This is a genomic window from Citrobacter sp. CK202 (genome assembly GCF_030333225.1).
GTDB lineage: Bacteria > Pseudomonadota > Gammaproteobacteria > Enterobacterales > Enterobacteriaceae > Citrobacter_B > Citrobacter_B koseri.
This window is the reverse complement of sequence record NZ_JAOWGI010000024.1, coordinates 104,677-118,552: the sequence shown is the minus strand read 5'-3', so window position 1 is coordinate 118,552 and position 13,876 is coordinate 104,677. Positions and strand designations below refer to the sequence as shown.

Genomic DNA, 13,876 nt, shown 5'->3' with positions numbered 1-13,876 from the left:
ATCAGCTTGAGCAACTGACTTCCAGCCGTTTACCCCAGTCCGGCGGACGGTTGACATAATCGTCATCTCTGTCGGTAAAGGGGTCGCGCAGAACCTGATGCAGTTGATGTAATTCGCCCATATCCCCCTGCTCAGCGCTGGCTATCGCGCGTTGCGCCAGCCAGTTGCGCAGCACCACCGCAGGATTCACGCGCTGCATGTGCTGTTGACGCGTTGCATCATCCACCTGCTCCTGCTGTAAACGCGCCCGGTAACGGCTGAACCACCCGTCAAAGGCCGCGCGATCGATAAATTCGTCACGCAGCGGCGATGCCGCGCTCTGTTGCTCAGTCTGACTCAACATACGGAACGTTCGGCTATAATCGCTGCCTTCGCGTGCCATCAGGGCGAAAAGCTCGTTGAGAAGCGCGTTGTCCTCTTTTTGTTCGGTAAAGAAGCCCAGTTTTTGCCGCATGCGCTGCCCGTAGTGCGTGAGCAACGCCAGCTGATAGCCATCCAGCGCATCATTCAGCGTATCGACCGGCATAAACGGCGACAGGGTTTGCGCCAGGCGTTGCAGATTCCACAATCCGACAGCCGGTTGATTATCGAAGCTATAGCGCCCCTGGTGATCGGAGTGGTTACAGATAAACCCTGGCTGATAATCATCCAGGAAACCGAAAGGACCATAATCTATCGTCAGCCCCAGTACAGACATGTTATCGGTGTTCATCACGCCATGCGCAAAACCTACCGTTTGCCAGTCAGCAATCAACCTCGCCGTGCGCGCCACTACGTCCCGGAACCAGAGCGCATACTTGTCCTCTTCCGTCTGAAATTGCGGCCAGTAATGGCGAATCGCAAAATCGGCCAGCTGACGGACTTTATCCGGCTCACGCCGATAGTAAAAATGTTCGAAATGACCGAAACGCATATGGCTCTGCGCCAGACGCATGAGCATCGCGCCGGATTCAACCGTTTCCCTGTAAACAGGCGTGTCACTGGTGACGATAGACAGCGCCCGCGTTGTGGGGATGCCAAGATAGTGCATCGCCTCGCTGGCCAGACTTTCACGGATCGTTGAGCGCAGCACTGCTCGCCCGTCGCCCATGCGGGAGTATGGCGTTAGTCCGGCGCCTTTCAGGTGCCAGTCAAGCGTACTGCCGTCCGCCAGCAGTTGTTCGCCTAACAGAATACCGCGTCCATCACCGAGCTGGCCGGCCCAGACGCCAAACTGATGGCCGCTATAAACCTGAGCCAAAGGCGACATGCCGGGCAGTAATGACTCGCCACCCCACACGCCTGCGCCGTTTTCCATATCAAACAACGAAGGTGGTATCGCCAGCTGCTGCGCCAGCGCATCGTTATGCCAAATCAGGCGGGCATGACTCAGAGGAGTTGGAGAAAGTGCTGTATATGTGGCTGGCAGTTCGTCACGCCAGCGGGATGTAAAAGACAGGGTCATAGGGCCTCCTGCCTGTAGTGTAGACGGTTAATACCCGCTTAAACACCAGCAAATAAAAAGGTTATCCCTGAACCAGCGTCGTAACCTGGCTCGCTGGTACGGCAGGCCATAAACATCCTTGCAGCGCGCTAAATCCCATTGATGATATCCGCGCCAGCATCTCTTCAGTATCAATACCCGCAATCATTATCGAATCACAGCACGGTGATATCTGCGAAATAATAGCCTGCATAAAGGGTTCAAAAGAAAGACTTGCGGATCTTTGCTGGACAAAGTTTTTATCCAGCGCGACGCGTTTGAAGAGACCATCAAAGATCGCTTTTATCGATGTATCGCCAGCGCCAAAATTGGCAAGGATGAGAGGAAATCGTCCGGCTAACTCAGCCAGAATTTGATTCTCTTTCCCAAGACTTAATTCAGGATAATTCTCATTAATCATCAGTTCCAAAAATGGAAAGCGCCTTACATGGGATACAAACTCGCCGTCTGATAATAATGATGCGACGACGGCTGGCGTTAAATTAATCCAGGCAATAAGTTTATGTTGAATAAAAAAATGTTGGCACGTTTCCAGCAATGCGAGTTTTTCTTCGAACAGACAACGCTGTTCTTCTGCTGACAGGCGCGGCATGACCAGCTCCGTCGGCATACGGACATTACCGCCTTCAGTGACAAAGTTTGCAACAATCTCCAGGCCGACGAGTTTCTCTTTCTCGGTTCGGGCAGGAACAAAATAAAGGTGAGAATGATAAAAGTTATCCAGTGAAACAATCATTGTGCCAGCCCCGCTGCATGGGTGTAATCCGGCATCCTGTAAGAAAGAACGAAGAAAGATGTCATTTCTGATACGACTGGAGGTGCTTTCATTTTTTCCTTTTTAGCCGGTAAACCGGGTCCTTTTTTTAGCTTATCTCGATTATAAACCAATATCCAGTTTTGCATTTTCCGCAAGACACCGGATAAATCATTTTGACTAAAAATACTTTCGCAAAATGTAGGGTTAAAACTATTTCTGATAACTCACGATAGCCCTGGCATTCAGACAATGAGAAATCAATTTCTTAAATATAGATGATGAAGCGGCCGCTGGGTATCCGCTTTACCATCGATAGCATTAAATACGTCTCGCCTGCCAGAAATTTTTCCGCCAGTAGACATTGTCGAGCGATGAGCGCATCACGCCACGGCTGGTAGACGCATGAATAAATTGATTGTTGGTATCATAAATGCCGACGTGCAAACCACTTTCCCCCGATCCGGTTTTAAAAAAGACCAGGTCGCCGGGCAGCAGTTCATCTTTGTCGATTTCCGTACCAATTTTTGACTGTTGGCGCGTTTCACGCGGCAGTTGTAAATCAAATTTGTCGCGCATCGTCATCAACACAAATCCCGAGCAGTCCACCCCGCTACGGCTCATTCCGCCATAGCGATACGGTGTACCTCTCCAGGACTGTAGCTGATCGTTCAGGCCCGCGATAACCATAATGGAATCCGAAAGCCTGGCGTTAGGTGCTGGCGCACGATGGCTGCTACACCCTGCCAAAAACAGTGCTGCGATAAGAAGAAGCCAAAAGCGCATTCAGGACGAATCCTCTATCTTTTTATTCTTGCTTCTATTTAGCGTGGAAATTATGTGTTTTTCAAGAACCCATTTAACTTAAGTGGTTGATATGAGCATTCTGTGGCCTTCAACGTCCAGCCGACGGAAGTTCATACCGTATGCCCGGGCCAGATTTGGCGGCGTCAGCACCTCGTCACGCCGCCCGCTGGCGATCAATTTCCCCTGTTTCAGCAACCAGGCGCGATGCGCGTGGCGCAGAGTATGGTTAAGGTCATGGCTGCTCATCACGATGGCGATACCCTGGCTGCATAGCTGGCTCAGCAGCCTATCCAGCGCGTTTTGTTGCGCAACGTCCAGACTGTTCATCGGTTCATCCAGTAGCAGAAGCTGCCCGTGCGGGTTAGCGTGAGGGTGAATTTGCAATATCACCGCCGCCAGACGTACACGCTGCCACTCGCCGCCGGAGAGTTGATTCGCGCTCCGCCCCAGCTTGTCGCTCAGCCCAAGCGCCTGCGCAATGTCATTCAGCAGGTTCGTTTGCGTTTTATCAGGTTGATGCAGCGTCAGGAAATGCCAGACCGGCATTGAAAATGGGGGATTCTGCTGCTGCGCGAGATAGGCCCGATGTTGAGCCAGTTTCGCCGCAGGCCATGTCTCCAGCGACGCGCCGTCGAATATGACGGTGCCTTCCCCGAAGGTTAAGCCCGCCATACGCGCCAGCAGCGTACTTTTCCCTGCCCCATTCGGCCCCACGAGGTGAAGAATCTCGCCAGGCTTAACGTCGCCGGAAAGCGGTCCCAGACGCGTCGTTTCGGCAACATCCTGTAACTGCATCAACGAGATCATTATTTTGCCAACGCGATTTTGATACTTTCCACCATCCCCGGATCTTCAGGCGTCATGTCCGGTGAGAAACGCTGTACGACCTGTCCATCCCTGCCGATTAAAAACTTCTCAAAGTTCCACAAAATATCGTCCGGGTAAAGCGGTGCGCGGCCTTTACTCGCCATGCGCTCATAGAAACCGCTACCTTCCGGCGCAACGGCGGCAGGCGCTGCGGCAATCAACTTCTGATACAGTAGATGGCGGTTCTCACCATTGACGTCAACCTTGCTGAACATCGGGAATGTGACGCCCCAGGTGGTGCTGCAATAGGTTTTAATCTCCTCTTCAGTGCCAGGTTCCTGACCAAGAAACTGGTTGCAGGGAAAACCTAACACCGTAAAGCCCTGATCGGCCCAGGCTTTCTGAATATTTTCCAGCTGTTCGTATTGTGGCGTTAAGCCACATTTCGAGGCCACATTAACCACCAGCAGTACGTTTCCGGCGTACTTCTCAAGCGTGGTGACATCCCCGTCGATCGTCGTCACTTCAGTGTTGAGAATGGTATCTTGCATAGCGTCTCCCATATAACAGGCGGATGTGAGTGATCAAATATCAGCTTTTAATCATAGACTGCGAGTGTTGAAAACAACGACTCCCCGATGCGGACAATCGCGGCGTCACGCTGCGCCATTGTCGCCGGAGTTTGTGTAATATAGATAACCACGAGCAGAGGTTTTTGTGATGTCGGCCAGACAACGCTAACAATAGAACGCGAGCCATTGTCGCCCGCCCCGGTTTTATCCGCGATTTTCCAGCCGTCCGGCAAGACCGAACGCAGCAGACCGTCAGCCACTTTGTCGTCCCGCATCCATTGCATAAGCTGCTCTCTTGAGGATGGCTGCAACACATTCCCCAGCAGTAGCGTATTGAGCGTCTGCGCTATCGCGACAGGCGTCGTGGAGTCGCGTTCATCGCCGGGAATGGCGCTGTTCAGTTCAGGCTCATAGCGATCGAGGCGGGTTATCGTATCCCCCGAATCACGCAAAAACTGCGTGACGGCCTGCGGCCCGTTGAGCTTCCTGGCGATGAGATTGGCGGCCGTGTTATCGCTGTAGCTTACCGCCGCGCTGCACAATTGCGCCCAGCTCATGGCGTCTGGCGCCACATGTTTTTCAGTAATCGGCGAATACTCCACCAGTTGTGAGGGTTCAAACTGCGTTGAAGCAGAAAGCGCCAGCGCCTTCCTGTCGACTTCGCGTAATAACGCTGCGCATAACAGCGGCTTGTGCGTACTGTTTAACGGGAACCGTTCTTCTCCCCGATAATGGGTGATACTGTTGGTCGCCATATCAAGTACCGCAATGCCAATCCGGGCATGAAGACGCTGTTCTTCCTGCGTCGCGATAGTCGACACGTATTGCGCCGTCAGCGGTGCGGCCATCGCAGAACCGCTGAGTGCCGCCAGCACACACAGACCCCATTTCATCCGTTGCCACATACTAATGACTTCCTCGTTTCTCATTTTGGCTAGCGCCTGGATTTTAATAATAGCCAGATGAAGACCGGCGCCCCCATCGTCGCCGTCACTACGCCGATAGGCAGTTCCGCCGACGCCAGCGCCAGACGGGCGATAACATCCGCCAGCAGCAGAGCTATCGCCCCCGCCAGCGCACAGCCCGGCAGCAAAGCGCGATGATCGCTCAGACCGCAAAGCCGTAATATATGTGGGATCACCAAGCCGATAAACCCAATCGAACCCGCGAGCGCAACGCTAACGCCGACCATCCATCCCGTAGCGACCACCAGCAAATTGCGCCAGAACCACAGCGGCAGCCCCAGCTGACGCGCGGACGTTTCGCCCAGCGCCAGAATATTCATCGGCTGCGACTGGCAGCAAATCCAGAGTGAAACCGGGATCAGGGCAATCATCAGCCAGGTCTGCTGCCAGTCCACCCCGCCGAATCCTCCCATCATCCAGTACATCAACTGGCGCAGATCGAAGGAGGTTGAAAAATAGATGGCCCACGTCATCATCGCGCTGCAAATAATGCCAAGCGCAACGCCCGCCAGCAGCAGGCGGCTGGTTGATAAATGTCGACGGGCAAATCGCAGGAGAATAAGTGTGATGATAAGCGCGCCAGCAATGGCGCAAACCCCCAGCGCCCAGCCGGGTAACTGACCTTGCCCCAGTAGCACCGCGGCAATAAGGCCCACGCCAGCGCCGTTGGAGACGCCAAGCAATCCGGGCTCGGCAAGCGGGTTTTCAAATAACGCCTGCATTACCGCGCCTGACAGCGCCAGCGCGGCGCCTACCAGCAAAACAGCAAGCGTGCGAGGGAGTCGTATCTGCCAGACAAACAGTTCACCACGGGCGCTGAACCAGTCGCCAGGGCCTATCCACTGATCTCCGGCGCACAGGCTTAATACCACTGCCAGCAGCATAAGCACCGACAGACTGGATAACCAGCGCACATTGCGGCGCTGTTGTTGGCAGGCAAAAGTCAGCATGTTTTCCATTCAGCTGAAAAGGGATGATGTTGATTTTACGGTGCGTAACCATCACAGGAAAGAAAAAAGGCCGCAAAGCGGCCTTTTTAGTTAGATCAGATTACTCTTCTTTGGGCGAAGCGTTTTCAACCCGGCTTTTCAACTTCTGTCCGGGTCTGAAGGTCACCACGCGCCGTGCTGTAATGGGAATATCTTCGCCCGTTTTCGGGTTACGTCCCGGACGTTGATTCTTATCACGCAGATCGAAGTTACCAAAACCAGAGAGTTTCACCTGCTCACCGTTTTCCAGAGCACGACGAATCTCCTCGAAAAACAGCTCGACCAGTTCTTTGGCATCCCGCTTGCTAAGCCCAAGCTTATCAAACAGATATTCTGACATTTCAGCTTTTGTAAGCGCCATAGGTTCAATCCCTCAATGATGCCTGGAATCGCTCTTTTAATGCCTCTACACATTTGGCGACGGTAGCGGCAATCTCCTCTTCTTCGAGTGTACGGCTGGTATCCTGAAGGATCAGGCTGATAGCGAGGCTCTTATAACCCTCCGCAACACCCTTACCGCGGTACACGTCAAATAAGTTTACGCCAACTACCTGATTTACGCCAACTTTCTTACACTCGGATAAAATATCCGCTGCGGGAACGTTTTCTGCGACCACCACCGCGATGTCGCGACGGTTAGCCGGGAAGCGCGAAATCTCGCGCGCCTGAGGCACCACGCGGTCTGCGAGCTTATTCCACTCCAGTTCAAACACCAGAGTGCGACCGTTCAGATCCAGTTTACGTTCCAGCTCAGGATGAACAACCCCAATAAAACCAATGCGTTCACCTTTCAGATAAATCGCCGCGGACTGCCCAGGATGCAGCGCCGGATTCGCTTCCGCCCTGAACTGAATGTCGCCCAGTTTGCCGGTGAGATCCAGCACCGCTTCCAGATCGCCTTTCAGATCATAGAAATCAACGGTCTCTTTCGCCAGATTCCAGTGCTCGTCATAACGGTTGCCGCAAATCACCCCTGCCAGCATCAAATCCTGACGAATGCCCAGATTTGCCTGGGTATCCGGCACGAAACGCAGACCGGTTTCAAAGATACGCACGCGGTTCTGCTGACGGTTCTGGTTATAGACCACCGTTGACAGCAGGCCGGTCCACAGAGAGAGACGCATCGCCGACATCTCAATGGAGATCGGGCTTGGCAGCAACAGCGCTTCTTCGCCCGGATGCAGCAGTTGCTGAACCTTCGGATCGACAAAGCTATAGGTGATCACTTCCTGGTAGCCTTTGTCATTGAGCATGGTTTTCACACGCTTCAGCGACAAGTTGGCTTCACGGTGAGTCCCCATGATTAAACCCGCCTGAATCGGCTCATCAGGAATGTTGTTATAGCCATACACGCGGGCCACTTCTTCGACCAGATCTTCTTCAATCTCCATGTCGAAACGCCAGCTCGGCGCGACCGCTTTCCACTCGTCCTGACCTTCAGTCACTTCGCAGCCCAGACGACGCAGAATATCGCTCACCTGCTCATCGGCAATGTGATGCCCGATCAGACGATCCAGCTTGCTACGACGAAGCGTAATGGTCGCGCGTTTCGGCAGCGTGGCGTCATTCGTGACGTCGATAACCGGACCGGCTTCGCCGCCGCAAATGTCGATCAACAGGCGGGTGGCGCGCTCCATTGCTTTGTACTGCAACGCCGGGTCCACACCACGCTCATAGCGGTGGGAAGCATCCGTATGCAGACCGTGGCGACGCGCACGACCGGTAATAGACAGCGGGCTAAAGAACGCGCATTCCAGCAGCACGTTTTGCGTTTCCTCATTCACGCCGGAATGCTCGCCGCCAAAGATACCGCCCATCGCCAGCGCTTTGTGGTGATCCGCAATCACCAGCGTATCGGTGCTCAGCTTCGCTTCTGTGCCGTCCAGCAGCACCAGGGTTTCGCCCTCTTTGGCCATACGCACGACAATACCGCCTTCAATACGGTCTTTGTCAAAGGCATGCATCGGCTGACCCAGTTCAAGCAGTACATAGTTGGTGACGTCAACGACAGCGTCAATGGAACGAATGCCGCAGCGACGCAGCTTCTCTTTCATCCACAGCGGCGTAGGCGCTTTAACATTAATGCCTTTCACCACGCGACCCAGGTAGCGCGGGCAGGCATCCGGCGCTTCAACCGCGATCGGCAGCGTGTCATTGATGGTGGCTGCAACAGGTGCGATCTCCGGCTCAACCAGCGCGATTTTGTTCAGGACAGCGACATCACGCGCCACACCGATGATCCCTAAGCAGTCGGCGCGGTTCGGCGTCACGCTGATTTCAATGGTGTTATCGTCAAGCTTCAGGTATTCACGGATATCGGTTCCGATCGGCGCATCCGTCGGCAATTCGATGATGCCGCTATGGTCGTCGGAAATCCCCAGTTCGGAGAAGGAGCACAGCATCCCTTCCGACAGCTCGCCGCGCAGTTTAGCGGCTTTGATTTTGAAATCGCCCGGCAGAACCGCGCCGATAGTTGCAACGGCTACTTTCAGCCCCTGACGGCAGTTAGGCGCGCCACAGACAATATCCAGCAGACGTTCGCCGCCCACGTTCACTTTCGTAACGCGCAGTTTATCTGCGTTCGGGTGCTGGCCGCACTCCACCACTTCACCCACAACCACGCCGTTGAACTCACCGGCGACGGCGTCAACGCCATCCACTTCCAGACCCGCCATCGTAATCTGATCCGACAGCGCATCGCTGTCGATTGCCGGGTTCACCCATTCGCGTAACCACAGTTCACTGAATTTCATTGTTTTACCCTGCCTTTATTTAAACTGTTTGAGGAAACGCAGATCGTTTTCGAAGAATGAGCGCAGATCGGTCACGCCATAACGCAGCATGGTCAGACGCTCCATCCCCATACCAAACGCGAAGCCAGAGTAGATTTCCGGGTCGATGCCCACGTTGCGCAGAACGTTCGGATGCACCATCCCGCAACCCAGCACTTCCAACCATTTGCCGTTTTTGCCCATTACATCCACTTCTGCGGACGGTTCCGTGAACGGGAAGTAAGAAGGACGGAAACGGATTTGCAGGTCTTCTTCAAAGAAGTTACGCAGGAAGTCGTGCAGCGTGCCTTTCAGGTTGGTGAAGCTGATGTTGGTGTCAACAATCAGCCCTTCCATCTGATGGAACATCGGGGTGTGCGTTTGATCGTAGTCGTTACGGTACACCCGGCCCGGCGCAATAATACGGATCGGCGGCTGCTGTTCTTTCATGGTACGAATCTGCACGCCGGAAGTCTGCGTACGCAGCAGACGGGTGGCATCAAACCAGAAAGTGTCGTGGTCAGCACGGGCCGGGTGATGGCCTGGAATGTTCAGCGCATCGAAGTTGTGGTAATCGTCTTCGATCTCCGGGCCAGTCGCCACGGTAAAACCAAGCTCACCGAAGAAACTTTCAATACGATCAATGGTACGTGTTACCGGATGCAGACCACCGTTCTCAATACGACGCCCAGGCAGAGAAACGTCGATGGTTTCCGCCGCCAGACGTGCATTCAGCGCCGCGTTTTCTAAATCCGCTTTGCGCGCGTTCAGCGCTTGTTGTACCTGCTCTTTTGCTTCATTGATAACCGCGCCGGCTGCCGGACGCTCTTCTGGCGGCAATTCACGCAGGGTCGTCATCTGAAGGGTTAAATGCCCTTTCTTGCCCAAATATTCGACGCGTACATTGTCTAACGCGGCAACATCTGACGCCTGGTTAATGGCTGCCTTCGCACTGGCAACCAGCTCTGCGAGATGTGACATGGTTTTCCTCATTGTGTCGGTGAAGACACCGGTTCGTTGGACTTAATCTCTCGATTTCAGGTACAAAAAAAGCCTCCATCAGGAGGCTTTTTCGCGCTGTTTTTCGTTTCTTCTTTCACGCGCTAGCCTCCTGGAGTCAGGTGCTAAAGTAAAAAAAGAAGCGGAAAATAGCAGCATTCATGCTTGCGTTACCTTGTGTGGTAAAACCGGACAACCTTTATTGAAAAGGGTTACGGATAAATTGTCAACTGATTGATTGCACTACAAATAAAAGAGAGGGAGCCAGGCTCCCTCTTTTCACTGGCTTATGCCAGAGCTGCTTTCGCTTTTTCAACCAGAGCGGTGAACGCTACTTTGTCGAATACTGCGATGTCAGCCAGGATCTTACGGTCGATTTCAACAGAGGCTTTTTTCAGGCCGTTGATGAATTTGCTGTAAGAAATACCGTTCTGACGTGCTGCTGCGTTGATACGCGCAATCCACAGTTGACGGAACTGACGCTTACGTTGACGACGGTCACGGTAAGCATACTGACCAGCTTTGATAACTGCCTGGAAGGCAACGCGGTATACGCGAGAACGCGCACCGTAGTAGCCTTTGGCTTGTTTCAAAATTTTCTTGTGACGTGCGCGTGCAATTACACCACGTTTTACGCGAGCCATAGTGCTCTCCTGTATCTATTCTGATTCGCCCTTCATCTTTCACATTTTCGCGGCGTTAACCGCCTTGCGATATGCGAAATCTATTGGGCATAAAAAAGTTAAAAAAAACGTTAACGGCTTATGCGTACGGCAGGCACGCGATTACCAGACCCAGATCGCCTTTGGAAACCATGGCTTTCGGGCGCAGGTGACGTTTACGCTTGGTCGCTTTTTTGGTCAGAATATGACGCAGGTTAGCGTGCTTGTGCTTAAAACCACCTTTACCGGTTTTTTTGAAGCGCTTAGCAGCACCGCGTACGGTCTTAATTTTTGGCATTTTAATAACTTCCACTTCGCATTGTTAATAAACGAAACCCAGGCGAACAAAATCTGTGAAGCCCGAAGGCTCCACAGGAATTGCTACTTGAAGGCCTTACTGTTTCTTCTTAGGAGCGAGCACCATAATCATCTGACGGCCTTCGATCTTCGTAGGGAAGGATTCGACAACTGCCAGTTCAGCCAGATCTTCTTTCACGCGATTAAGCACTTCCATACCGATCTGTTGGTGGGCCATCTCACGACCGCGGAAACGCAGCGTGATCTTGGCCTTATCGCCCTCTTCGAGAAAGCGAATCAGGCTGCGGAGTTTTACCTGATAGTCGCCTTCATCTGTACCAGGACGGAATTTAATTTCCTTAACCTGGATAACTTTTTGCTTTTTCTTCTGTTCCTTAGAAGACTTACTCTTTTCATAGAGGAATTTGCCGTAATCCATTATACGACAAACCGGCGGCTCGGCGTTAGGGCTGATTTCGACTAAGTCTACTCCAGCTTCTTCAGCTTTTTCCAGAGCTTCTCTCAGACTCACAATACCAAGCTGCTCGCCTTCCAGACCTGTTAAGCGAACTTCCTGGGCGCGAATTTCGCCATTGATACGGTTAGGACGCGCCGTTTGAACTCGTTTTCCGCCTTTAATACTTTATTCCTCCAGTTGTTGAAGACTGCGGCTGCGAATCTCTTGTTGCAGCTTCTCGATAACTTCATTTACGTCCAGGCTGCCCAAGTCTTTGCCACGACGGGTACGCACGGCTACTTTGCCTGCTTCTACCTCTTTGTCGCCACAGACCAACATGTAAGGGACACGACGTAAAGTGTGCTCGCGGATTTTAAAGCCTATCTTCTCATTTCTCAAGTCTGCTTTTACACGAATGCCCGCATTTTGTAGTTTCTGCGTCAATTCGTTAACGTATTCAGACTGAGTATCGGTAATGTTCATCACCACTACCTGAACCGGCGCAAGCCAGGTCGGGAAGAAGCCTGCGAACTCTTCAGTCAGGATACCGATGAAACGTTCCATTGACCCAAGAATCGCGCGGTGAATCATCACCGGCACCTGACGCTCGTTGTTTTCGCCAACATAAGAGGCGTTCAGACGAGACGGCAGAGAGAAGTCCAGCTGTACCGTACCGCACTGCCATGCACGATCGAGGCAGTCATACAGGGTAAATTCAATTTTCGGACCGTAGAATGCGCCCTCACCCAGTTGATACTCAAACGGGATGTTGTTTTCTTCCAGCGCAACGGCCAGATCCGCCTCAGCACGATCCCACATTTCATCGCTACCGATACGTTTTTCGGGGCGAGTGGAAAGTTTGACGACGATTTTCTCGAAGCCAAAGGTGCTGTACATATCGTAGACCATACGAATACAGGCGTTCACTTCATCGCGAATCTGTTCTTCAGTACAGAAGATATGCGCATCATCCTGGGTGAAGCCACGTACGCGCATCAGGCCATGCAAGGCGCCTGACGGTTCGTTACGGTGGCAGCTACCGAATTCCGCCATACGCAGCGGCAGATCGCGGTAGGACTTCAGACCCTGGTTGAAGATCTGCACGTGGCCCGGGCAGTTCATCGGCTTGATGCAGTATTCACGGTTCTCTGAAGAGGTAGTGAACATCGCATCTTTGTAGTTTTCCCAGTGCCCGGTTTTTTCCCACAGCACACGGTCCATCATGAACGGACCTTTAACTTCCTGATACTGATATTCTTTGAGCTTAGAACGCACAAAGACTTCCAGTTCACGGAAGATAGTCCAGCCGTCGTTATGCCAGAACACCATACCCGGCGCTTCTTCCTGCATATGATACAGGTCAAGCTGCTTACCGATTTTACGGTGGTCGCGCTTGGCGGCTTCTTCAAGGCGTTGCAGATAGGCGTTCAGGGATTTTTTATCCGCCCACGCCGTACCATAAATACGTTGCAGCATCTTGTTGTCGCTGTCGCCACGCCAGTATGCCCCTGCGGTTTTCATCAGTTTGAAGTGATGGCAGAAACGCATGTTCGGCACGTGCGGGCCACGGCACATATCGACATATTCTTCATGATGATACAAGCCCGGCTTGTCATCATGCGCAATATTCTCATCAAGAATAGAAACCTTATAGGTTTCGCCACGCTTCACGAAGGTTTCACGCGCTTCGTGCCAGCTCACTTTCTTCTTAATGACGTCGTAGTTTTTCTCAGCAAGCTCGTGCATCCGTTTTTCGAGCGCGTCGACATCTTCCTGGGTTAACGTACGGTCGAGATCAATATCATAGTAAAAACCGTTATCGACAACCGGACCGATAGCCATTTTGGTGTTCGGCCAAAGTTGTTTAATCGCGTGCCCTAACAGGTGCGCGCAGGAGTGACGAATGATCTCCAGACCTTCTTCATCTTTCGCGGTGATGATTGCCAGTTGAGCGTCGTTTTCAATGAGATCGGACGCGTCAACCAGTTCGCCATTAACGCGACCTGCGATACAGGCTTTCGCCAGTCCTGGACCAATGTCCAGCGCAACATCCATGGGGCTTACAGCGTGGTCGTAATGGCGTTGGCTGCCATCAGGAAGAGTAATAACAGGCATGTTATATCCTTATTTGCAGTGGTGACCCACACGAAAGATCACATACAAAGTTTCAATATTTAAAATTATCAAAAAGTTATGGGCTGATTCCCGCTTCACTCTGCGAAATATGTCACGGCCTGCCTGAATGGCGAGACTGGACCTACACCCGTTTTTTGATAACACCGCTTGACAGTGTACACGGCATTGACTGCCGAT

At 52.6% G+C, this 13,876-nt stretch carries 16 protein-coding genes and 1 other annotated feature; all 16 genes read right to left on the bottom strand.

The genetic code is table 11. The annotated features are described in order from the left end of the window. Position 1: 1 nt before the first annotated feature. Positions 2-1,444, bottom strand: a complete 1,443-nt coding sequence (gene selO, locus OGX84_RS08810) for a protein adenylyltransferase SelO (RefSeq protein ID WP_199977112.1) — start codon at positions 1,442-1,444, stop codon at positions 2-4. Between the two features lie 61 nt (positions 1,445-1,505). Then, the gene (locus tag OGX84_RS08805; protein WP_286457849.1) at positions 1,506-2,219 is read right to left on the bottom strand and encodes an EAL domain-containing protein; all 714 of its coding nucleotides are present in this window, start codon (positions 2,217-2,219) and stop codon (positions 1,506-1,508) included. After that, complete coding sequence (locus OGX84_RS08800; RefSeq protein ID WP_153257548.1) at positions 2,216-2,386, bottom strand: hypothetical protein; 171 nt, start codon at positions 2,384-2,386, stop codon at positions 2,216-2,218. The genes OGX84_RS08805 and OGX84_RS08800 overlap by 4 nt, the downstream gene beginning before the upstream one ends. A gap of 172 nt (positions 2,387-2,558) precedes the next feature. After that, positions 2,559-3,023, bottom strand: a complete 465-nt coding sequence (locus tag OGX84_RS08795; protein WP_012132602.1) for a C40 family peptidase — start codon at positions 3,021-3,023, stop codon at positions 2,559-2,561. A 78-nt stretch (positions 3,024-3,101) separates the two neighbouring features. After that, on the bottom strand, positions 3,102-3,851 hold the full coding sequence (btuD, locus tag OGX84_RS08790) for a vitamin B12 ABC transporter ATP-binding protein BtuD (protein WP_286457848.1): 750 nt from the start codon (positions 3,849-3,851) through the stop codon (positions 3,102-3,104). Further along, entirely contained in the window at positions 3,851-4,402 is a 552-nt protein-coding gene (locus OGX84_RS08785; RefSeq protein ID WP_286457847.1) for a glutathione peroxidase, read from the bottom strand. Before OGX84_RS08785 ends, btuD begins: the two co-directional genes overlap by 1 nt. A 47-nt stretch (positions 4,403-4,449) precedes the next feature. Further along, positions 4,450-5,316, bottom strand: coding sequence for a class A beta-lactamase (gene bla / locus OGX84_RS08780; protein WP_502873615.1), 867 nt, complete (start codon positions 5,314-5,316; stop codon positions 4,450-4,452). 41 nt (positions 5,317-5,357) lie between these two features. Then, positions 5,358-6,338 carry a vitamin B12 ABC transporter permease BtuC gene (gene btuC, locus OGX84_RS08775; RefSeq protein WP_199977115.1) on the bottom strand — a complete coding sequence of 327 codons (981 nt, stop codon included), beginning with the start codon at positions 6,336-6,338 and terminating at the stop codon, positions 5,358-5,360. Between the two features lie 100 nt (positions 6,339-6,438). After that, entirely contained in the window at positions 6,439-6,738 is a 300-nt protein-coding gene (gene ihfA / locus OGX84_RS08770; RefSeq protein ID WP_001229266.1) for an integration host factor subunit alpha, read from the bottom strand. A 4-nt stretch (positions 6,739-6,742) separates the two neighbouring features. Further along, the gene (pheT, locus tag OGX84_RS08765) at positions 6,743-9,130 is read right to left on the bottom strand and encodes a phenylalanine--tRNA ligase subunit beta (RefSeq protein WP_286457843.1); all 2,388 of its coding nucleotides are present in this window, start codon (positions 9,128-9,130) and stop codon (positions 6,743-6,745) included. Positions 9,131-9,145: 15 nt separating this feature from the next. Beyond that, entirely contained in the window at positions 9,146-10,129 is a 984-nt protein-coding gene (gene pheS / locus OGX84_RS08760; protein WP_024130384.1) for a phenylalanine--tRNA ligase subunit alpha, read from the bottom strand. 62 nt (positions 10,130-10,191) lie between these two features. Then, positions 10,192-10,315 (bottom strand) — a sequence feature (Phe leader region). Beyond that, on the bottom strand, positions 10,266-10,310 hold the full coding sequence (gene pheM, locus OGX84_RS08755) for a pheST operon leader peptide PheM (RefSeq protein ID WP_001386830.1): 45 nt from the start codon (positions 10,308-10,310) through the stop codon (positions 10,266-10,268). It overlaps the preceding feature by 45 nt. Positions 10,316-10,434: 119 nt before the next feature. Beyond that, positions 10,435-10,791, bottom strand: a complete 357-nt coding sequence (gene rplT / locus OGX84_RS08750) for a 50S ribosomal protein L20 (RefSeq protein ID WP_000124850.1) — start codon at positions 10,789-10,791, stop codon at positions 10,435-10,437. 118 nt (positions 10,792-10,909) lie between these two features. Continuing rightward, positions 10,910-11,107 (bottom strand): 50S ribosomal protein L35, encoded by a 198-nt coding sequence (gene rpmI / locus OGX84_RS08745; RefSeq protein WP_001124225.1) that lies wholly within the window; start codon positions 11,105-11,107, stop codon positions 10,910-10,912. Positions 11,108-11,203: 96 nt separating this feature from the next. Further along, positions 11,204-11,746 carry a translation initiation factor IF-3 gene (gene infC / locus OGX84_RS08740; RefSeq protein ID WP_047457361.1) on the bottom strand — a complete coding sequence of 181 codons (543 nt, stop codon included), beginning with the start codon at positions 11,744-11,746 and terminating at the stop codon, positions 11,204-11,206. A gap of 3 nt (positions 11,747-11,749) precedes the next feature. Then, a complete protein-coding gene (thrS, locus tag OGX84_RS08735) occupies positions 11,750-13,678 on the bottom strand; it encodes a threonine--tRNA ligase (RefSeq protein WP_047457364.1) in 1,929 nt (642 codons plus the stop codon). Between the last annotated feature and the right edge of the window lie 198 nt (positions 13,679-13,876).

Excerpts from the sequence above, each read along its gene's own strand:
- selO (WP_199977112.1), bottom strand. The coding sequence starts at position 1,444 with ATGACCCTGTCTTTTACATCCCGCTGGCGTGACGAACTGCCAGCCACA.
- OGX84_RS08805 (WP_286457849.1), bottom strand. The coding sequence starts at position 2,219 with ATGATTGTTTCACTGGATAACTTTTATCATTCTCACCTTTATTTTGTT.
- OGX84_RS08800 (WP_153257548.1), bottom strand. The coding sequence starts at position 2,386 with ATGCAAAACTGGATATTGGTTTATAATCGAGATAAGCTAAAAAAAGGA.
- OGX84_RS08795 (WP_012132602.1), bottom strand. The coding sequence starts at position 3,023 with ATGCGCTTTTGGCTTCTTCTTATCGCAGCACTGTTTTTGGCAGGGTGT.
- btuD (WP_286457848.1), bottom strand. The coding sequence starts at position 3,851 with ATGATCTCGTTGATGCAGTTACAGGATGTTGCCGAAACGACGCGTCTG.
- OGX84_RS08785 (WP_286457847.1), bottom strand. The coding sequence starts at position 4,402 with ATGCAAGATACCATTCTCAACACTGAAGTGACGACGATCGACGGGGAT.
- bla (WP_502873615.1), bottom strand. The coding sequence starts at position 5,316 with ATGAAATGGGGTCTGTGTGTGCTGGCGGCACTCAGCGGTTCTGCGATG.
- btuC (WP_199977115.1), bottom strand. The coding sequence starts at position 6,338 with ATGCTGACTTTTGCCTGCCAACAACAGCGCCGCAATGTGCGCTGGTTA.
- ihfA (WP_001229266.1), bottom strand. The coding sequence starts at position 6,738 with ATGGCGCTTACAAAAGCTGAAATGTCAGAATATCTGTTTGATAAGCTT.
- pheT (WP_286457843.1), bottom strand. The coding sequence starts at position 9,130 with ATGAAATTCAGTGAACTGTGGTTACGCGAATGGGTGAACCCGGCAATC.
- pheS (WP_024130384.1), bottom strand. The coding sequence starts at position 10,129 with ATGTCACATCTCGCAGAGCTGGTTGCCAGTGCGAAGGCAGCCATTAAC.
- rplT (WP_000124850.1), bottom strand. The coding sequence starts at position 10,791 with ATGGCTCGCGTAAAACGTGGTGTAATTGCACGCGCACGTCACAAGAAA.
- rpmI (WP_001124225.1), bottom strand. The coding sequence starts at position 11,107 with ATGCCAAAAATTAAGACCGTACGCGGTGCTGCTAAGCGCTTCAAAAAA.
- thrS (WP_047457364.1), bottom strand. The coding sequence starts at position 13,678 with ATGCCTGTTATTACTCTTCCTGATGGCAGCCAACGCCATTACGACCAC.